Origin of the sequence: Shewanella sp. ANA-3 (genome assembly GCF_000203935.1) — a bacterium.
Classification (GTDB): domain Bacteria; phylum Pseudomonadota; class Gammaproteobacteria; order Enterobacterales; family Shewanellaceae; genus Shewanella.
This window is the reverse complement of record NC_008577.1, coordinates 389,035-409,529: the sequence shown is the minus strand read 5'-3', so window position 1 is coordinate 409,529 and position 20,495 is coordinate 389,035. Positions and strand designations below refer to the sequence as shown.

Sequence of the window (20,495 nt, the reverse complement as noted above, 5' to 3'; positions counted from 1 at the left end):
AGCAAGATAATGCGCTTTACAGATATCTTTATTAGGCGACCCGTACTCGCCGCCTCAATCAGCTTTCTCTTGCTGCTGTTAGGCTTTAATGCACTCAATAGCATGCAAGTGCGTGAATATCCAAAGATGACGAATACCGTCGTCACGGTATCGACCAGTTATTACGGTGCGGATGCAAATCTAATCCAAGGTTTTATTACTCAACCGTTAGAGCAAGCGTTAGCGCAGGCCGATAACGTTGACTTTATGACCTCAGAGAGCTTCCTCGGCACCTCGAAAATCTCTGTGTATATGAAGCTCAATACCGATCCCAATGGCGCCTTGGCCGATATTCTCGCCAAGGTGAACTCGGTCAGATCGCAACTGCCCAAAGAGGCTGAAGATCCGAGTGTCGAAATGTCCACTGGCTCGCAAACCTCTGTGCTTTATATTTCATTTTTTAGTGACCAAATTAACTCAAGCCAGCTAACGGATTACCTTGAGCGCGTCGTCAAACCTCAGCTCTTTACCATTGATGGCGTTGCTAAGGTGAATTTGTACGGCGGTATCAAATACGCCATGCGTATTTGGCTCGATCCCGCCAGAATGGGGGCGTTTAAGCTCTCTTCCAGCGATGTAATGCAAGTATTGCAGGCGAACAACTACCAATCAGCTGTGGGTCAAACCAACGGTGTTTACACCCTTTTTAACGGCACCGCAGACACTCAAGTTGCCACCATCGAAGAGTTAAAACGCTTAGTGATCGGCAGTAAGGACGGTTTAGTCGTCCGTCTCGGTGATATTGCCGATGTTAGCCTCGAAAAGAGCCACGATATCTACCGCGCCTTAGCCAATGGCAAAGAAGCCGTGGTCATCGGCCTTGATGTCACGCCAACGGCGAACCCGCTAAACGTCGCAGCAGATACCCGCGCCCTGTTACCCGAAATCGAGCGTAACTTACCGCCATCCATTGGTTCGAGCATTCTCTACGACTCCTCACTCGCAATTGATGAATCGATTAAAGAAGTGGTTAAAACCATTGGTGAAGCCGCGATTATTGTTATCGTGGTGATCACCCTATTCTTAGGTTCGCTTCGCGCCGTGGTGATCCCCATTGTAACCATTCCGCTCTCGCTGATTGGGGTTGCCATCATCATGCAGATGTTTGGTTTTACGCTCAATCTCATGACCCTGCTTGCCATGGTGCTCGCGATTGGTTTGGTGGTTGACGATGCGATTGTGGTGGTCGAAAACGTCGACAGGCATATTAAGCTGGGTGAGTCGCCCTTTAGAGCCGCGATTATCGGTACCCGCGAAATCGCTGTGCCAGTGATCTCCATGACCATAACCCTCGCCGCAGTTTATGCGCCGATTGCCTTAATGGGTGGGATCACCGGCTCATTATTTAAGGAGTTTGCCCTTACACTCGCAGGTTCAGTGTTTATCTCAGGCATAGTAGCGCTGACACTGTCACCCATGATGTGTGCCAAAATTCTCAAACCCCATACCACGCCTAATCGGTTCGAAATGGGGGTAGAAAACTTCCTCACCGGTCTAACTCGCCGTTATAGCAACATGCTCGATGCGGTGATGTTACATCGCCCAGTGATCGTCGCCTTTGCGATTATCGTGTTCGCTTCACTGCCAGTGTTGTTTAAGTTTATCCCGTCGGAACTGGCGCCCAACGAAGATAAAGGCGTAGTAATGATGATGGGCACGGCGCCTTCAACTGCCAACTTGGACTACATTCAAGCCAATATGGGCTTAGTCACGGATATGATTAAGGCACAGCCTGAATCCGCCGCGTCACTCGCCTTCGTGGGCGTACCAAGTTCCAGCCAAGCCTTCGGGATCGCGCCATTAGTGCCTTGGAGTGAGCGGGAGAAGAGCCAAAAACAAATGCAGGAGTTTTTTGCTAAAGAAGTAAAACACATTCCTGGAATGGCGATTACCACCTTCCAAATGCCTGAGCTGCCAGGGGCGTCGAGTGGTTTACCGATTCAGTTTGTGATTACCACATCAAACTCCTTCGCTAGTCTCTTCCAAATCGGTACTGGCGTACTGGAAAAGGTGCAAAAGAGTCCCTTGTTTGTGTACTCAGAGATCAACCTGAAATTTGATTCAGGCACCATGAAACTGCATATCAAGCGTGATTTAGCAGGGACCTATGGTGTTACTATGCAAGACATTGGGATCACACTCGCCACTATGATGAGTGATGGCTATGTGAATCGCATTAACTTGGATGGTCGCTCCTACGAAGTGATCCCACAGGTAGAGCGTAAACTGCGGGCGAACCCAGAATCGCTAGCTAATTACTATGTTAAAGCCGCCGATGGTAAATCCATTCCACTATCCAGCTTAGTTGATATTGAAATGGTGGCAGAGCCTCGCTCACTGCCGCACTTTAACCAAATGAATGCCTTGACTGTGGGTGGTGTAGCCGCGCCAGGCGTAGCCATTGGTGATGCCATCAACTTTTTGCAAAATATTGGTGATAACGAGTTACCTAAGGGTTATAGCTACGACTTCCTCGGTGAAGCTCGCCAGTTTGTCACTGAAGGTTCGGCACTTTATGCCACCTTCTTGCTGGCGATTGCGATTATTTTCTTAGTACTCGCCAGCCAGTTTGAAAGCCTTAAAGATCCATTAGTCATCTTAGTATCTGTGCCTCTGGCAATTAGCGGCGCCTTGATTGTACTCGGGTGGACCCATGTGTTTGGCTTAGCCAAAATCAATATTTACACCCAGGTAGGATTAATTACCTTAGTGGGTCTTATCACTAAACACGGGATCTTAATGTGCGAAGTGGCCAAAGAGGAACAACTCCACCGCGGACTGTCTAAACTTGAGGCGATTAAACTGGCGGCAACCATCCGCTTACGCCCAATTTTGATGACAACGGCAGCGATGATTGCGGGTCTATTACCGCTATTGTTTGCTTCCGGTGCGGGCGCAGTAGCACGCTTTAATATTGGTATTGTAATTGTCGCAGGTTTATCGATTGGGACCATTTTCACCCTGTTTGTATTACCAGTAATTTATACCTATCTTGCTGAAAAACACGAACCTTTACCTGTGTTTGACGAAGATACTAACGGGCTAGCCCACAACAGCTAACCGCATCCAAGTGAAACCTACGTCCCTTAAGACGTAGGTTTTGCAAGGCGGTTTTCTTTTGAAAGCCAACGTACTAGGTTACAATCCACCCATTCAGTAAAGAGGCGGACAAGATTATGATTAACCCCAAGAAAATCGAAGAAATGGCGAAGCAACTGAGCGATAGCCTGCCCAGCGGCCTGAAGCAATTTGCCGGCGAATTTGAAGAGCGCAGCAAGCAAGTGCTGCAAAATCAATTGCTCAAGTTAGATCTAGTTTCCCGTGAAGAATTTGAAGTACAGCAGCATGTACTACTGAAAACCCGCGAAAAGTTAGAAGCCCTACAGGCGCAAGTTAACGAGCTTGAGAAAAAGCTGAACGCCGCGGACTAACTTATAATGCATGTTTGAAAGAGCACAGTTAGCGATAGCGCAGCTGTGCTTTTTTGTTTTTAACACTTCAAGCATTGAGTCACTTAGGGAAATCATGCAACAACTCGCCAGCTATATCCGCGCCATTCAAGGCTATCCAAGCCCGGTTTCTGTGATAAGCCATAGCCAAGAGCAGCACAGTTATCGGGACGATAATGCTGAAATTTGCGAATCATTGACCTTGTATCACTTCGACAATGGGGTTGTGGTCAGCCTATTAAGCGAGCAAGATACCCAGACAGATGAGTCAGACACGGTTTGTGCCGATTATTGGCTGAGTTATCGCGTCGTGACGGCCGATATGGCGATTTCGCCGCAGCAAAAATCCTTTAGCAATCTTTGTCAGCAGCGCTTTTGGCTTAAGATGCAGCAAGGGCTTACCGAGTGAGAATAGTTGTGGGCGCCAAGACTTAAGCGCTCGAATTCGAATCGTCAGGGAAGAAGACAATGGATACTACAAGCACCACTTTCTATCAGGACTACCTGCTTTGGGGATTATTGCTCCTTGGCGGCCTGCCACTGCTCAGTTATCCCTTTGTAGTCCTCGCCAGCCTGATGGGACTTGCCAGCCAAACCACGATTAAAGTGCATTGGTTTTATCGACTGATGAATAAAAGCTTCCTCTGGGGAACCCTTGCTTATCCCTTAGTGTACATTCCCTGCTACTGGCTCGCGCGCGGAGAGAAGAGCTCATTATCCTTAGGTTATGCCGCCCTGCCACTGATCTTTTTGGCATTGCTGTACCTGTGCTTTCGCTGGATGGATGTACCAACTAAAGACAAACGCCCAGATAACGGTAAAGATCCCGATTAGATCTTCTGCTGCCGTGCGTATTTTTGTTTAAATGCCTTATGGTTAGCCTTCACCAGTTTCCAGCGACTACAGCCATTAAAGCGCGCATACTCAGTGACTGCCGCCTCAAATGCCGCACAGAAGTCATCATCCATGCCATCGAATCCAGCTTCTAAGGTCAGCTGCTGTAACAGCAATAAACCGCTTTGCCGCTCGGCTTTCACATCAACACGGCCAACAAAGCGGTCACGCCACAGAATCGCGAGGGAGTAGTAGCCATATTGGCGTTTTTCGGCGGGAACATAGACTTCAATTTGATAATCAAAATCAAACCATTGCTTTAATCGTTGCCGCTGAATTAATAGATTATCGAAGGGATTGAGTAGCCAGACTCGGTTGGGTAGCGCAGCGGTTATTTGCAGCTCGGGACGATAAAAATACCATTGCCCTTCGGCCTTAAAGCTGGCCAACTCAGCTTGAGACTGCATAGCGGCTAATTGCTCAGACACGTGCGCTTTTATACCTTTGCGCAGATAAGCGATTTGTGCCGCTGAGCCAAAGGCATGGGCATCGAGATAACGCTCAATCAAGTGGCGGGCAAATTCGCTCTCGCTCGGTGCTTGGGTATTGATATGACTAGGCAACACACGTTCCGTCAAATCATAGCACTTTTGAAATTTCTCCCGCCTCACCACCATTAGCTCGCCGCGCATAAACAACTGCTCTAGCGCCTTTTTGGCGGGTTTCCAGTCCCACCAGGCGCCATTTTTACCTTCAGTATGCTCAAAGTCACTGGCTTTAAGTGGCCCATCGACGCGAATGCGGGCACGCACTTCCTGCATCACCTTATCGTCTGGCTCAAACCAATGTTTTCCGCCATTTTGTAGCAGCTGTTTACGCTGCAAACTAAAGCGATAGTCGGCAATCGGCAGATAGGCCGCCGCATGGGACCAATATTCAAAAATCTCCCCCTGCGCCAGCGCAGTATCTAGCATCTGCGGTTGATACTGCGGCATCCGGCTATGCAATACATGGTGATGTGCTCGTTCGACCACATTGATGGAGTCGATTTGCACATAACCAAGGCGGCTAATCAGCTCGCTAACTGAAGCCTGAGGCTGCAGTAAACCTTGCTGTTGCATATTTAGCTGTAACCACTCGCGGGGTGAAAAAGGGCTCGACATGCACTCTCCAAAGGCCAATAACCTTGAATAACCACCTCAAATTGATGCCATTATCGGCTTATTATCCAAGGGATGGTTGTCTCACTTTTGTCGGATATTTCGCAAACTTAACGCGAATTCGCCAGCTCACGGGCAACTTGAGTTAACATAAGCCATTTCCTCACTAAGGGCTATCGCTTTACCTTGAGACGAACAACGCGCTCATCCAAGGTTAGCCCGTCATTAAGGATTGATGAATGAATATCTATTACCGCGAAGCCAAACTCTGCGGCCGCAAAACTGGCAATGGCACTAAGCTGCCATTTTTGATGAATATGCTGTACTCACTCGCTGAAAAGAATGGCGATTTACAACCTTTTGCCATGGAGGATATTCAGGCCGTCCTGTTTAACCAGCATCATTCCATTGGCTGCTCCATCAAAGCGCCTTTGCCCATAGTCTCTTGGCGTAACGAAGCCATTTGGTACGAGCTATTCAAAGGTGAGCAGCCCGTATATCTACCCCAATGCATTACTTTTACCAATGGCGCCGTCGACTTTGCGATTGTCGTGATTGGCGATGAATATGAGCTACGTATTTGGCCTGACGCCAATAATCGTGAGCGTGAAAAACACCAATGGTTCTCACACCATGCCGCCGTCTACTCGGAAGAAACCGAAATCTTTAAGGAATGTCTTGAAACGCTACTTAAACATATCCGCAAGGAAGATGATTTTGAGGCCAAACACCCCAAATTTGGCAAAAAGCCCCGAGCAGCGACCTAAAATTTAGCTCGTATCAGGGCGATTGCCATAATTTTGCCACTATTGATCAGCAACTTGCCCGCAACTCCCGTGGGCAAATCTGCTTTAATACCCGCCGTAATATCGAGTTAGCCCAACAGTATGCAATGGCGACTCGCGCGTATTTCATAGGGAATGAAATCCATGTTTAACATTATTTTCTGGGTGCTCACGTTACTGAGTTTGGCGCTGTTTGGCGGCGCAATTTATTTAGTGGCGCGCGCACTTCTTAAAAAACTCAATCGTGATCAAGGAACCGATATGTCAACACAAGAGCCGTGGGCAGCAACCACTGCAAAGGGAACGGCAAAAAACACTACTCTATTAAAGGCCTTAACCATTGGCATACTGTCGATTGTGGCCTTGCTACCGCTCGGGATCATTATGGACATGACGTCCGATCGCGAAATGCTTTACAACAGTGTGGTCGATGAAATCGGTCGCTCATGGGGCGAGCAGCAAACCCTCTCAGGCCCAGCGTTAGTGATCCCCTACAGTTATTTTGTGATGCAGGAAGAAGTCAGTAACGACGGCAAAACCCGCCACGAAGTGAAGCGCACCTATCAAGATGAGCTGGTGATCCTGCCGAAAAAACTCAGCCTCGATTTAGACCTAAAACATGATTTCCGTACCCGCGGCATTTATCAATCTCTGGTGTATAACGCAGCACTTAATGGGCAGGCTGACTTTCGCTTAAACCGTTACGATATTCCTAACCTTATCGCCTTCGATAATCAAAATGCCCGTTTAGTCTTTGGGGTATCATCGAATCAAGCAATTGATAAGGTAGAAAAAATTGAGGTTACGGGCAATTCAGTCTTACTCTCTGGCTCACTGATGTCGGGCACAGGTTTGACGACTGGTGGCCTAGAGAAAGGCTTTAACCAAGGGATCCAAGTCGGTGAAGCGAGTGATTTTAGCGTGAACTTTGCGATGACGCTGCGCGGCTCTCAGTCGATTAGTGCCCTGCCATTAGGCGAACAAACCCTGCTGAATATCCATGCCGATTGGCCGCACCCGAGTTTTAAGGGCCTGCTCCCAGCCGAGCGTGAAATCACCACCAATGGATTTACTGCCAGCTGGAATATCAGTCACTTAACTCGCAACTACCCGCAAGAGTTTATTAAGAGTAACCAGTCAACGCTTACCGAAGTGGTGGCCAATGCCATGCTGTTTGAGCCTGTGACCCATTACGGCAAGATTGAGCGCTCAGTCAAATACGGTCTGCTATTTATCGTACTGACTTTTATCATGTTATTTATCTTCGAGCTGGGTCAAAAGACCAGCCTGAGCACAGTGCAATACATGTTGGTTGGCAGCGCCATGGCCCTGTTCTACCTGCTATTACTGTCACTCTCGGAGCACCTTGCCTTCCTGCAAGCGTATCTAATCGCCGCCTGTATTCCAGTGCTGTCGGTCTCCGCCTACGTCGGCAGCGCCACCGCTAGCCTTAAGCGTGGTGCAATTGTCGGCACTATGCTGGTGAGCTTGTATGCGGTGCTGTACTCGATACTGCAACTAGAAGATTACGCTCTGCTGATGGGCACCGGATTGTTATTAGTGGTTTTACTGGTTCTGATGTTCATAACCCGTCATCAACCCAAGGACACAGTGCAATAGCACCCAAGGTTCCACCCTTGAAGACCCCCGACAGCGCATTTTTTGCTGTCGGGATTTTTTATTGGCAAGCCCAAATGTGACATGTAGCCTATGTGGTTTACTCGGAGGCGAATATTTTGACTCATCCAGCCTATCTTCTACGTCGTTTAGCCCTTGTCTGGTTACTGCTGGCAACCATTCCAAGCTTACTGTTACTCACCCAAAATCAATTATTTCCACTGATCGACTTGCAATCGCCCTTAGCTAAAGCCCTGTACTGGCTGACCACCACAGGCACGGCGCCCTATGGAGTGGCTACCGTGTTAGTGGTACTGGCACTCGCCTATCGCTATATGCCAAAAGCGCTGTTTATTAGCCTGTTTTTAGCCATTAGCCTCAGCCAAGTCATCAGCCTGAGCACCAGTCATACCTTTAAAGCCTTTTTTAAAGAGCCAAGACCGAACTTAGTGTATCTGTCCGACCAACGGCTCCCAGAGGAAGCACAACTCAACCCACACACTTTTTATCAATTAGCCAAACCTGAGCGTTCACAGGCCATCGCCGAGGCGCTAACCGAGCTACATACTATGGAGCCCGAGGTCAAACTCGCGCCTAACATTCACCAACATTGGGAAGATGAAATCGGCTATTCCTTCCCATCGGGTCACACGATTTTCGCAGTCACCTTAGTGCTCACCGCCAGCTATTACTTGCTACTCGCGGGTTTGCCGCTATTTGCCAACGCGTTATTTAGTTGGGGATTATTGATGGGCCTCAGCCGTATGTTACTCGGCATGCACTGGCCGCAGGATGTACTCTTCTCCACCGTACTCGCCGCCATCATCAGCAGCTTAAGTGTATTTTTAGTGGAAAAGTTCAGACCAAGAAGTAAAGAGCAGCCCAGCGGTTAAAAAGTATAAAGCCAACTCAAGGGCTAGTTCAGTGCGACAGGCGGCATCTGCAACTTATGTCGATGCCGTTTTTATGAGGAAGCGTCTAAGCGACCAATCACTTCAGCCATACGTAAATGCCACTATATCCGTCAACAGCAATACTGCCAAGACGACAGATATTGAAAGCGCCATCACACCAATAATCAAATGACTGTATCTTGCGAGGAACTTGTGTTCGATAGCAGCTTCTGGTTGTTGAATAGGCACAGATAAGCTCACCTTATCACCTATTTTTGGCCCAAAGCGGTTGTAGGCATGCTCGTTATAATTCATCAGCGCGCCACAGGTATAGCGCTGCCCTCGCCAGAAATATTCAATCACCGGATTAATAAACACTTGCTGATCCCTAAAATGCTCAGGCTCGTCGCTATATCGAGTAATCTCGTGCAGCGAAACGACCGTCCCTTCAACCAGCTCATAAGTGAACAGCTGCTCTTGCCTAAATCTTAATATCCCGCCAATCCCGATCAACCCAAGCACCAAAGAAAACCAAGAGATTAACAGCAGCCCGCCAATATCCTCGAAGACAAATGCACCAATAATCACGGCAGGAATAGATAAGATAAAAATGAGGAATAATTTCTTCATAAACACGCATTACATCGACATAAAAGAGTGAAGCCATGCACCCAACTTCGTCAACCATAGAAACATACTAAGCCGTCATCAATGACAAATGCTTAGCTTATTCAGTATTCAATCAAGCGTTACAGGTAGTAAGTATCTTCGGCGGTCCTAACCATGGCCTTCTGGGCAACGATAATCGATAAACATTTTGGAGGTATAAAGAACATCATTTGCGATAAATCCAAACACTTTCGGAGGTCCCGATATTTCAAGTGCATTGTGTGAGGTTTACTCTAATGCAAGAGGGTTAAAAACAATCAAACGTGGTGCATCGGTAGCATTATTTGAAAAGTGCTCATGCTCAAAGTCCCTTCCTTGGGCTTCAATTGTGTCTGCCGCTGAGGAGAGAAACTTTGCAATTTCTCGAAGATCACTCGGCGTGGCAGAAATAGTTACTTCAATGAGTGCCTTAGGTTGTGGTTCGGCCGCTTCGGCTAGTTCTTCTTGTGTATATCCCCAAAATTTCATGCGAGCACTTGATCCTTGTTATCAATATTAACAGCCAACACCGAACCCACAGAAGTTCACCATCCCCTCGGAGTTGCCGCAGGGCGAATAGACAAATTGCGTGAGTCTCGCCATGGATGGCGAGCTAGCTTTCGCAGGTGCAAGGACGCATCCTTCGGAAGCGGTAGCAAATTTGGCTATGAGCACAAGGGGCTTTCAACTCCGTTAGGGGCGTCTTGGAGCATCCAAGGAGGATAGGACGAGCAGTCCTCCTTGGTCGGGTGTGGGTTGAAGACCCACGACTTTGATTTACCTCGGCCGTAAGGCCGCAAACATATAGTCAGCTCAACATTAAAACTAAATGATTAAACGCACTTCTCATCTGATGAATCATCGGAAGAAAGTACTCGGCTAATACTGCCGAAGATAGCGGTTAAAATCCCAATGCCCACATCCATCTGCCGGGCATTGCTATCATCACCGCTGGCCTCGCGTTGACTCTGATTGCCTGCTGTTCCTCGCACAAAATCACAACTGGTATTGCTCATATTGCTGGAGGCACAACCACTTAAGATCAGAATCAAACCGCCAATCAATAAACGTGAGCTAACTAAGCGCAAACTCACTCTGCGTAACATCCTTATACGCGAAACTGACATATTAGTTCAGCACCTCTTCTAGGGCGCGCAGACAGAGCGCGACATTCTCACGACGGGCACCAAAGCCCATTAAACCGATGCGCCAAGCTTTGCCCGCTAGAGCACCAAGGCCGGCACCGATTTCAAGGTTGTAATCCTTGAGAAGACGCGCACGCACGGCGGCATCGTCAACGCCTTCAGGGATATAAATGGCATTAAGTTGTGGCAAGCGCGAAGCTTCGGCGACCACAAATTTCAGGCCGAGTTTTTCAAGGCCGGCGCGCAGCACTAAATGCATGTCTTGATGACGTTTCCACGCATTTTCTAAACCTTCTTCGGCCAATAAACGCAGCGATTCGTGTAGGGCATAAAGTGCATTAACGGGCGCGGTATGGTGATAACTGCGCTTGCCACCAGCGCTGGTCCAATAGGCCATGACCAGACTTTGATCGAGGAACCAGCTCTGCACCGGCGTCTTACGGTTTTTAAGCTTTTCCACCGCATTGGGCGAGAAAGACACAGGCGATAACCCCGGCACGCAGGAGAGACATTTCTGACTGCCAGAATAAATGGCATCGATTCCCCATTCATCGACTCTTAATTCCACGCCGCCGAGGGATGTGACCGCATCGACAATCGATAAACAGCCGTATTGTTTTGCCAGCGCGCACAGGGTTTTAGCATCACTCAATGCGCCTGTTGAGGTTTCGGCATGCACAAAGGCGAGGAATTTAGCATCGGGGTTGGCCTTAAGCGCCGCTTCAACGGCAGCAGCGTCGACTGGCGTACCCCATTCGTTATCCACCAGCACCGCAATCGCACCGACGCGCTCGACGTTTTGGCGCATACGCTCACCAAACACACCGTTGCGGCACACAATCACCTTTTCGCCGGGTTCGACTAAGTTTACAAAACAGGTTTCCATGCCCGCACTGCCGGGGGCCGACACTGCCATCGTCATTTCATTTTTGGTCTGAAACGCATATTGGATCAGGCTCTTAAGCTCATCCATCATGCCAACAAATAATGGGTCTAGGTGACCAACGGTCGGCCTTGCCTGCGCGGCTAATACTTCAGGATAAACATCCGATGGACCTGGCCCCATCAAAATGCGGCGAGGCGGATTAAAGGCAGAAAAATGCGGTGCAGGTAACATCATGTCTCCTTAATGCGTAGGGTCGAGGTCTGATTATTGTGTGACTAGAGCATTCACTCTTAACTTGTTAAACCAAACTACCACAAAAAGGGGCGCCTGTGCGCCCCTCCTTTAGCCTAAGTTGTAACCTAAAGCTAAGTGATTACAAAGGCAGGCTCTTTTTTCCTTTTCCAGCATTCAAAAATAGTTGATAAGCAGGGCTTTGCGTCTCTTCTTGATAGACAAATCCCAGCTCAGTTAAAAACTGCTGAAACGGCAAGGCATCGCCCTCGGGAACTTCGAACCCCGCCAGCACTCGCCCAAAGGCCGCGCCGTGATTACGGTAATGGAATAAACTGATATTCCACTTGCTCTGCAGGGTAGTTAAAAACTTCAGCAGCGCCCCCGGATGCTCGGGAAACTCGAAGCTAAATAGGCGCTCCTCTAACGGCTCTGGCGGATGACCACCGACCATATAACGCACATGCAATTTCGCGGTTTCGTCACCGGATAAGTCCTGCACCTCGAAGCCATTATCTTCTAAGGTATTGATGATCTGCTCTAATTCGCCATGGCCTTTGGTCAGACGAATACCCGCAAACACCACCGCCATATCGCGGCTACTAAAGCGATAGTTAAATTCGGTCATCACCCGCTTTTCGAGCAACTCACAAAAACGCAGGAAGCTGCCGGGACGCTCGGGCACTTTAACCGCCAGCACGGCTTCTTTTTGCTCACCCAACTCGCAGCGCTCCGATACATAACGTAGGCTATGGAAGTTCACATTCGCGCCACTTAATATCGCCGCGACTTTTTCCCCCTTGCCACTCTCGCCTGCGGCATTGGTGCTGACGTATTTTTTAAGCCCCGCAAGGGATAAGGCGCCAGCAGGTTCGGCAATGGCGCGGGTATCCTCAAAAATATCTTTTACAGCAGCGCAGATTTCGTCGGACGTTACCGTCACCACTTCATCCACAAACCACTTAGCTAAGCGAAATGGCTCTGTGCCGATACGTTTAACCGCGACCCCATCGGCAAACAAGCCAACTTGCGCAAGTGTGACAGGCTCGCCCGCCTCCATCGCCGCTTTTAAGCAAGCCGCATCTTCAGGCTCCACCCCAACAATTTTGACCTGTGGCATCACCGCCTTGTAATAGGCCGCAATCCCAGCAATTAAGCCACCGCCGCCCACGGGCACAAATACCACTTCAAGGTCGCGCTGCTGTTGCAGCATTTCTTGGGCGATAGTGCCTTGGCCTGCGATAACGGCTTCGTCATCGAAGGGGGCGATATACACCCGACCCTCCAGCTTTGCCATCTCCATCGCAAAGCCATTGGCCTGATCGAAGGCTTGGCCGTGCAACACTACGTTGCCGCCCAAGCGGCGCACAGCATCGACTTTGATATCCGGCGTAGTTTCGGGCATCACAATCACAGCATCCACACCACGACTGGCCGCCGACATGGCCACGCCTTGAGCATGGTTACCCGCCGAGGCGCACACTACGCCGCGTTGACATTCGGCTTGGCTTAACTGGGCGATACGGTTATAGGCGCCGCGCAACTTGAAGGAATGCACTGGCTGCATATCCTCACGCTTTAAAAATACTTGGCAGCCCAAACGCGCCGAAAGTTTATTCAGGCTCGAGAGTGGCGTCACTTTCGCAACGTCATAAACCGACGACAGCAGGATTTTTTGCAGGTAGCTTTGCGCAAGCTGACTCTTTTCTAAGGCAGAAGTGCCCGGCTTCGACTGAGAGGCCTGCGCCTCAGCCTGCTCCGTTTGCGACGATGCGAGAGATAACATATCAGTCCTCCAACTTACTGCGATCGCGCACCGCGCCCTTATCGGCACTGGTGGCAAGCATGGCGTAGGCTTTGAGCGCCATCGACACATAACGCTGACGCGAAAGCGGTTTCCACGCCATTGGCCCACGGGCGAGCATGGTTTCACGGCGCGCCGCTAACTCGGCATCACTCACCGCAAGCTTGATACTGCGTTTAGGAATATCGATTTCGATGCGATCGCCGTTTTCAATCAAGGCAATCGTGCCGCCCGCCGCCGCCTCAGGCGACACATGGCCGATGGATAAACCGGAAGTTCCACCAGAGAAACGGCCGTCGGTGATCAGTGCGCAGGCCTTGCCTAAACCGCGGGATTTTAAGTAACTGGTGGGATACAACATTTCTTGCATGCCTGGGCCGCCTTTTGGCCCTTCGTAACGAATCACCACCACATCACCCGCCACCACTTCGCCACCTAAGATACCAGCGACTGCATCGTCTTGGCTTTCGTACACCCGAGCGCTGCCGATAAAGGTCAGATTCGATTCATCCACACCCGCCGTTTTAACAATACAGCCATTGTCGGCCAGATTACCCGATAACACGGCCAAACCGCCCTCTTGGCTGAAGGCAAATTCGCGGCTGCGGATACAACCTTCACGTCTGTCATCGTCCAGCGATGGCCAGCGGCAGTCTTGGCTAAAGGCTTTAGTGGTAGGAATACCCGCAGGTCCCGCCATAAAGAATTGTTTTACTTTGTCATCTTGGGTTTGCATGACATCGTACTTGGCGAGCACCGACTTGAGGTTGCCCCCCGCATCGGCGGCAACGTGTGGCACATCGGTATGTAGCAGTCCGGCGCGGTCTAGCTCGCCTAAGATACCCATCACACCACCGGCGCGGTGCACATCTTCCATATGGTATTTAGCGGTCGACGGCGCCACCTTACACAGATGCGGCACTTGGCGCGACATACGGTCGATATCGTCCATAGTGAATGCCACGTCCGCCTCCTGCGCCGCAGCCAATAAGTGCAACACTGTATTAGAGGAGCCACCCATGGCGATATCTAGCGCCATGGCGTTTTCAAAGGCTTTAAAGCTGGCGATGTTGCGTGGCAGTGCAGAGGCATCATCTTGTTCGTAGTAACGTTTGGTCAGCGCCATTACGCGGCGGCCCGCTTCTAAAAACAACTCACGGCGATCGGCATGGGTCGCGAGCATGGAGCCGTTGCCCGGCAGCGACAGACCTAAAGCTTCGGTTAAACAGTTCATCGAGTTGGCGGTAAACATGCCCGAACAGGAACCACATGTAGGGCAAGCACTGCGTTCAATTTTGGCGCTATCTTCATCGCTCACACTCGAGTCGGCCGCCGCCACCATAGCATCGACTAAATCGAGCTTGATAAGCTTGTCCGACAGTTTGGTTTTACCCGCCTCCATCGGCCCACCCGACACAAACACCACGGGGATATTGAGGCGCAGCGCCGCCATCAACATGCCGGGGGTGATTTTGTCGCAGTTAGATATACAGACCAGCGCATCGGCGCAGTGGGCATTGACCATATACTCAACGCTATCGGCGATAAGCTCCCGCGAAGGCAGACTGTAGAGCATGCCACCGTGGCCCATGGCGATACCATCATCCACAGCGATGGTGTTGAATTCCTTGGCGATACCGCCCGCCTCTTCGATGGCGTCCGCCACCAGAGAGCCCATATCTTTTAAGTGCACATGGCCGGGAACAAACTGAGTAAAGGAGTTGGCAATCGCAATAATCGGCTTACCAAAATCATTGTCTTTCACCCCTGTGGCGCGCCATAGCGCACGGGCACCCGCCATATTGCGGCCTTCGGTACTGGTTGCTGAACGTAACTTTGGCATTGACTCTATCCCTTATCTCAAATCGAAAATCGTGCCCTTAGGGCGTTGCTGCAGTGCTAATACCGCTGCCACTGGATGCTTATGCGTGTACTTTTTGTTGTTGCAAGTTTAGCGGTAACAAGACCTTGCATTGAGTGACATCAATCAATTTATTCAGTTGATTGCTGAGCAGCTCGATGGCGCGCTCGCTGTCCACTTCCATATCCAGCGACAGACTCGCATCGTCGTTCATCCGCATTTGCATTTGGGTGACAGTAAAACCACGGTGACGAGTCACCCGTAGTACACGTTCTATCACTTCTGGGCGTTGTTGAACCGTTAATTCTAGGGAGTGGATCATGTTTGTTTCTCCATTTCGTCCATCATATCGCTGTTTGATGCGCCGGGGGGCACCAGTGGCCAAACGTTAAAAGCATCGTCAATTGCTACGTGTAACAAATAGGGACCCTTAGCCGCTAACATTTCGGTTAAGGCCTCTTCCACTTCGTCGGAAGAGAAAATCGTTCGGCCGGGAATATCGAAGGCCGAAGCGAGTTGCACAAAATCGGGGTTGTCTGACAGATCGGTTTCGCTGTAGCGCTCTTCAAAGAATAGCTGTTGCCACTGTTTCACCATCCCCAGTTTTTGGTTGTCGATTAGTAGGATCTTCACCGGTAATTTGCGGCGCTTGATGGTGGTCAGCTCCTGCACGTTCATCATAAAAGAGCCATCGCCAGACACTGTGACCACAGTTGCATCCGGGCGGGCGACTTGGGCGCCGATAGCGGCGGGTAAACCAAAGCCCATAGTGCCTAAACCTGCGCTGGATAAATGATCTTCAGGGCGACGGAACCACATATGTTGGGCGACCCACATTTGATGTTGGCCCACATCGCAGCACACTACGCTGTCTTCGGGCAGTTTATTAGCAAGGCGGCGCAGCATGGCGGGAGCGTAGATTAAGCTGCCGGGATGTTGATAATCCCATTGATGTTTACGGGCAAGATGTTCAACCTCTGCTTGCCAAGGCGTGATGTTCAGCGCCATAGCTAAAGCAGGGAAAATCTGGCGTAAATCACCGGCGATGGCCACATCGGGCTGGCGCAATTTGCCTAACTCGGCGGCGTCTATATCTAAATGGATGACTTTAGCCTTATTGGCAAAAGTCGCTAAACGTCCTGTGACCCTGTCATCGAAACGCGCACCGGCAACCACTAATAAATCACAATCCTGCACCGCTAGGTTGGCCGCCTTTCCGCCATGCATACCTAACATGCCTAAATAACCTGGGGTGCCGTGGGCAATACTGCCTAAGCCCTTTAACGTTGCGACCGATGGCATCCCCGTGGCTTTGATAAATTCCCGCAGTTGATCGACCGCGCCCGCCATCCCGACGCCCCCCCCCACGTACAGCATAGGCTGCTTCGCCTCAGCTAACAGGGCGCGTGCCGCGTCAATCTCACTGGCGCTCGCCTGTGGCTCATTGGTTACCGCTAACAAGGGAGTGCGATATTCCAGTTGCGCGATTTGGATGTCCTTAGGAATATCCACCAGCACTGGGCCGGGTCGCCCCGATGCCGCGATTTCGAAGGCTTGATACAGGGTCGGGATCAGATCGTTTACATCCGTCACCATAAAACTGTGCTTAGTGCAGCTTAAGGACATGCCCAATACATCGATTTCTTGGAACGCATCTGTGCCAATCACGGCGGTTGAAACCTGACCTGTGATAGCGACAACAGGCACAGAATCCAATAACGCATCGGCAAGTGAAGTGATTAGGTTGGTGGCGCCAGGGCCAGAGGTGGCAAAGCATACGCCGGTTTTACCACTGGCTCTAGCGTAACCTACTGCGGCAAAGGCGGCGCCTTGTTCGTGGCGGCTTAAGAGATGTTCGACAGGGCTTCCATAGAGGGCATCGTAGATTGGCATAATGGCACCACCTGGGTAACCAAATACTGTGGTAACACCATGTGCTGCCAACACTTTTATGACTGCGTCTGCGCCTCTAATCATCTGCCCTGGTTCCATATTCTCTCTCGCTACCTTGATCCTAAATTGCCGAAAATCGACTCGTAATTTGTGCTATTTCGAAACCTCATTTCCAAAACCTAGGGCCTGAAAACGAAGAACCCCCCGGTCCTTTCGGAGCGGGGGGTTCTTTCGAAACTTTTAACCTTTTAGGTCTACCAGTTTGCCATGCGCCGCCCCCGCTGTGATTTAATAATCACTACGGTAATAATCACGAGAATGAGCTTGGCAGCTTGGTTAAACATCAATATGGGTTCCTAATCGGTGTTCTGTATGTGTATCGCTGAAATTCTTATCGCTCCTCACTTTTAAGCCTGAGCGATGTTTGCTTTGGGAACCTTGTCCCGCCGCGAGTTATTAGCTTTACCATAAAGCGACAGCCAAACACAATAAAAAAATATCTAATGTCAAAAAAATTCAGCTTCCCTGCCGAGACAATGCAAAACAACAAAGTGAAACGTTAACAAACGCGCGTTAGTGAACCTTATCGCCAACTAACCCATGTCGGTTTTGCCCGCTCGACAACCTACGAAGCAGGAATAAATTTGTCACGCCGAGCCCCACATCCTTAGGGGCTCGGCCTCTATCGATTAAGCTCCAACAATACTTTTCATATCAGTCATATAACCACGAAGTTCCGCACCGATATACTCAACTGAGGTGTGGCGAATCGCATCATTGATGGCGATTAACTGCAGGTTATCGACGTTGTTTGAACTGTCCTTCAGACCCGCACCTAAATACTCTGGCGACATGGCATTTACATAGTCACGCAGCATAGGCACGGCAGCATGGTTGAACAGATAACAACCGTATTCTGCGGTATCCGAGATCACCACGTTCATCTCATAAAGACGTTTACGGGCGATGGTGTTAGCGATCAGCGGCGTTTCATGCAGTGATTCGTAATAGGCTGACTCTTCAACAATACCCGCCGACACCATAGTATCAAAGGCTAATTCGACACCGGCTTTGATCATCGCAACCAGGAAAATCCCCTTGTCGAAATAGGTTTGCTCGTCGATATGCTCGCTCGACACTGGGGCATTTTCGAAGCCCGTTTCGGCGGTTTCGGCGCGCCAACGCAGCAGGTTAGCGTCGTCATTGGCCCAGTCTTGCATCATAGTGCGGGAGAACTCGCCGCTGATGATGTCATCCATATGTTTTTCGAATAAGGGTTGCAGAATTTCTTTTAAATCTTCTGCAATTTCAAACGCTTTAATCTTGGCTGGATTAGACAGTCTGTCCATCATATTGGTGATACCGCCGTGCTTAAGCGCCTCGGTCACGGTTTCCCAACCTTGTTGAATTAACTTAGCGGCATAGCCAGGTTCAACACCATCGGCCACCATCTTGTCGTAACCTAAGATAGCGCCAGTCTGCAACATACCGCACAGAATGGTTTGCTCGCCCATCAGATCCGATTTTACTTCGGCGATAAAGGAAGATTGCAACACGCCAGCGCGGTCACCACCTGTGGCACTCGCATAGGCTTTGGCAATCTCTAAACCATCGCCATTAGGGTCGTTTTCTGGGTGCACGGCAATCAGTGTTGGTACACCAAAACCACGCTTGTATTCTTCACGCACTTCGGTGCCTGGACACTTAGGCGCTACCATCACAACTGTAATATCGGGGCGGATCTGCATGCCTTCTTCAACGATGTTAAAACCGTGGGAATAAGACAGTGTTGCGCCCTGTTTCATCAGTGGCATCACAGCGCTAACCACATTGGAGTGCTGCTTATCGGGCGTTAAGTTCAATACCAAATCCGCCGTTGGGATCAGCTCTTCAAAAGTACCTACTTTAAAACCGTTATCTGTGGCTTTTTGCCATGATGCACGTTTTTGAGCAATGGCTTCAGGGCGCAGAGCGTAGGCAATATTCAGCCCAGAGTCGCGCATGTTCAGACCTTGGTTAAGACCCTGAGCACCACAACCTAAAATAACAATATTCCAATCTTTGATGTAATTGCAGCCGTCGCTGAATTCAGAACGGTCCATGAAACGACATTGGCCAAGCTGTGCTAATTGTTGACGTAAATTCAGAGAGTTAAAATAGTTAGCCATCTGAGATACCACCTTTCAGTCGGGAATTTGGGACTCAACCAATATCAACTTTTTGTTAATAACTGGTTGTGATTGAAATCACTATAACCTATGGCTATCGTTGCTTAAAATGATATATTCGAAACCTCATATTGCGTTTTATGCAATGTCATTTTCGGTTACAACAGCCTTGATAAGCGGCCAATAGGACGAGGTTATGGACATACGCACCCTCAAATTGTACCTACACTTATGTGACAGTTTGCACTTCGCCAAGACGGCGGAGCAGATGCACGTCAGTCCCTCGACCTTAAGTCGCGCCTTGCAACGGCTCGAAGAAGAAGTGAACGCCAAGTTATTCGAACGGGATAATCGCAGCGTGACCTTAACCCATGCGGGGCGCGAGTTTAAATTGTTCGCCGAGCAGACCCTGCACCATTGGCGCAACCTGCGGCACAGTATCGATCTCAAGCAGGATGTACTGCGCGGCACCTTAAATCTCTATTGCTCGGTGACCGCCGCCTACAGCCATTTACCGCAATTGCTGGAACGTTTTCGGCAGGAGCATCCCTTTGTTGAGATAGCCCTCACCACAGGGGATGCTGCCAATGCACTGGCCGAAGTGCAACAAAATCGCGCCGACATTGCCATTGCCGCGCTGCCGGATCCCTTCCCTGCCACCTTGCATTTCGCCAAGATTGACGATGTGCCTTTGTCCTTAATCGCGCCAACCATGCGCTGCGCGGTGCAGCAACAGATAAGCCAAGCCCCCATCGACTGGTCGCGGGTGCCCTTTATCATTCCCGACCATGGCCCAGGGCGACGCCGCGCCGATAATTGGTTCAAACAGATGGGAATAAGCCCCAATATTTATGCGCAGGTGTCGGGGCAAGAAGCGATTGCGTCCATGGTGGCGCTCGGGTGTGGTGTGAGTATCACCCCAGAGGTAGTGATCAATAACAGTCCGGTACGGGATAGGATCCAGCTATTAGCCTCCCCCGTGAACATTGCCCCCTTTGAGCTGGGTTGTTGTTGCAAGGTCAAACGCTTGGACGATCCGATAGTGAATGCGTTTTTAGAAGCGATCTAAATTTTAGTAGCAA

Annotated in this window: 18 protein-coding genes; 8 read left to right on the top strand and 10 right to left on the bottom strand. The window is 50.0% G+C overall.

Annotation, left to right across the window (positions count from 1 at the left end; translation table 11 throughout):
- The first annotated feature begins 9 nt into the window (after positions 1-9).
- The 4 genes from SHEWANA3_RS01965 to SHEWANA3_RS01950 all read left to right on the top strand — a co-directional run bounded on the left by SHEWANA3_RS01965 (position 10) and on the right by SHEWANA3_RS01950 (position 4,322).
- The gene (locus SHEWANA3_RS01965; RefSeq protein WP_011715599.1) at positions 10-3,099 is read left to right on the top strand and encodes a multidrug efflux RND transporter permease subunit; all 3,090 of its coding nucleotides are present in this window, start codon (positions 10-12) and stop codon (positions 3,097-3,099) included.
- A gap of 116 nt (positions 3,100-3,215) precedes the next feature.
- A complete protein-coding gene (locus SHEWANA3_RS01960; protein ID WP_011621181.1) occupies positions 3,216-3,470 on the top strand; it encodes an accessory factor UbiK family protein in 255 nt (84 codons plus the stop codon).
- A gap of 94 nt (positions 3,471-3,564) precedes the next feature.
- Positions 3,565-3,897: a hypothetical protein gene (locus SHEWANA3_RS01955; RefSeq protein ID WP_011715598.1), complete on the top strand. Its 333-nt coding sequence runs from the start codon at positions 3,565-3,567 to the stop codon at positions 3,895-3,897.
- 59 nt (positions 3,898-3,956) lie between these two features.
- Positions 3,957-4,322 carry a hypothetical protein gene (locus tag SHEWANA3_RS01950; protein WP_011715597.1) on the top strand — a complete coding sequence of 122 codons (366 nt, stop codon included), beginning with the start codon at positions 3,957-3,959 and terminating at the stop codon, positions 4,320-4,322.
- Here the strand turns inward: SHEWANA3_RS01950 and SHEWANA3_RS01945 are convergent.
- Positions 4,319-5,485 carry a crosslink repair DNA glycosylase YcaQ family protein gene (locus SHEWANA3_RS01945; RefSeq protein ID WP_011715596.1) on the bottom strand — a complete coding sequence of 389 codons (1,167 nt, stop codon included), beginning with the start codon at positions 5,483-5,485 and terminating at the stop codon, positions 4,319-4,321. The two genes, SHEWANA3_RS01950 and SHEWANA3_RS01945, sit on opposite strands and share 4 nt — an antisense overlap.
- A 236-nt stretch (positions 5,486-5,721) precedes the next feature.
- Here SHEWANA3_RS01945 and SHEWANA3_RS01940 point away from each other — a divergent pair, with 236 nt between their 5' ends.
- The 3 genes from SHEWANA3_RS01940 (at position 5,722) to SHEWANA3_RS01930 (ending at position 8,777) form a co-directional block, all read left to right on the top strand.
- Positions 5,722-6,249 (top strand): hypothetical protein, encoded by a 528-nt coding sequence (locus SHEWANA3_RS01940; RefSeq protein WP_011715595.1) that lies wholly within the window; start codon positions 5,722-5,724, stop codon positions 6,247-6,249.
- A gap of 162 nt (positions 6,250-6,411) precedes the next feature.
- Positions 6,412-7,887 (top strand): cell envelope integrity protein CreD, encoded by a 1,476-nt coding sequence (gene creD / locus SHEWANA3_RS01935; protein WP_011715594.1) that lies wholly within the window; start codon positions 6,412-6,414, stop codon positions 7,885-7,887.
- Between the two features lie 116 nt (positions 7,888-8,003).
- The gene (locus tag SHEWANA3_RS01930) at positions 8,004-8,777 is read left to right on the top strand and encodes a phosphatase PAP2 family protein (protein ID WP_041412519.1); all 774 of its coding nucleotides are present in this window, start codon (positions 8,004-8,006) and stop codon (positions 8,775-8,777) included.
- A 102-nt stretch (positions 8,778-8,879) separates the two neighbouring features.
- Here the strand turns inward: SHEWANA3_RS01930 and SHEWANA3_RS01925 are convergent, their stop codons facing one another.
- The 9 genes from SHEWANA3_RS01925 to ilvC all read right to left on the bottom strand — a co-directional run bounded on the left by SHEWANA3_RS01925 (position 8,880) and on the right by ilvC (position 19,413).
- Positions 8,880-9,407, bottom strand: a complete 528-nt coding sequence (locus SHEWANA3_RS01925) for a hypothetical protein (protein ID WP_011715592.1) — start codon at positions 9,405-9,407, stop codon at positions 8,880-8,882.
- A 267-nt stretch (positions 9,408-9,674) separates the two neighbouring features.
- Positions 9,675-9,914 (bottom strand): hypothetical protein, encoded by a 240-nt coding sequence (locus tag SHEWANA3_RS01920; RefSeq protein ID WP_011715591.1) that lies wholly within the window; start codon positions 9,912-9,914, stop codon positions 9,675-9,677.
- Positions 9,915-10,258: 344 nt separating this feature from the next.
- Entirely contained in the window at positions 10,259-10,519 is a 261-nt protein-coding gene (locus SHEWANA3_RS01915; protein ID WP_086017235.1) for a hypothetical protein, read from the bottom strand.
- Between the two features lie 34 nt (positions 10,520-10,553).
- Positions 10,554-11,687, bottom strand: coding sequence for an alanine--glyoxylate aminotransferase family protein (locus tag SHEWANA3_RS01910; protein ID WP_011715589.1), 1,134 nt, complete (start codon positions 11,685-11,687; stop codon positions 10,554-10,556).
- A 142-nt stretch (positions 11,688-11,829) separates the two neighbouring features.
- On the bottom strand, positions 11,830-13,473 hold the full coding sequence (gene ilvA, locus SHEWANA3_RS01905) for a threonine ammonia-lyase, biosynthetic (RefSeq protein ID WP_011715588.1): 1,644 nt from the start codon (positions 13,471-13,473) through the stop codon (positions 11,830-11,832).
- A gap of 1 nt (position 13,474) precedes the next feature.
- The gene (gene ilvD / locus SHEWANA3_RS01900) at positions 13,475-15,334 is read right to left on the bottom strand and encodes a dihydroxy-acid dehydratase (RefSeq protein ID WP_011715587.1); all 1,860 of its coding nucleotides are present in this window, start codon (positions 15,332-15,334) and stop codon (positions 13,475-13,477) included.
- 79 nt (positions 15,335-15,413) lie between these two features.
- The gene (gene ilvM / locus SHEWANA3_RS01895; RefSeq protein ID WP_011621169.1) at positions 15,414-15,674 is read right to left on the bottom strand and encodes an acetolactate synthase 2 small subunit; all 261 of its coding nucleotides are present in this window, start codon (positions 15,672-15,674) and stop codon (positions 15,414-15,416) included.
- The gene (gene ilvG, locus SHEWANA3_RS01890) at positions 15,671-17,344 is read right to left on the bottom strand and encodes an acetolactate synthase 2 catalytic subunit (protein ID WP_011715586.1); all 1,674 of its coding nucleotides are present in this window, start codon (positions 17,342-17,344) and stop codon (positions 15,671-15,673) included. The genes ilvM and ilvG overlap by 4 nt, the downstream gene beginning before the upstream one ends.
- Positions 17,345-17,934: 590 nt before the next feature.
- Complete coding sequence (ilvC, locus tag SHEWANA3_RS01880; RefSeq protein ID WP_011715585.1) at positions 17,935-19,413, bottom strand: ketol-acid reductoisomerase; 1,479 nt, start codon at positions 19,411-19,413, stop codon at positions 17,935-17,937.
- Between the two features lie 196 nt (positions 19,414-19,609).
- Here ilvC and ilvY point away from each other — a divergent pair, with 196 nt between their 5' ends.
- Entirely contained in the window at positions 19,610-20,482 is an 873-nt protein-coding gene (gene ilvY / locus SHEWANA3_RS01875; RefSeq protein ID WP_011715584.1) for an HTH-type transcriptional activator IlvY, read from the top strand.
- Positions 20,483-20,495 lie beyond the last annotated feature (13 nt).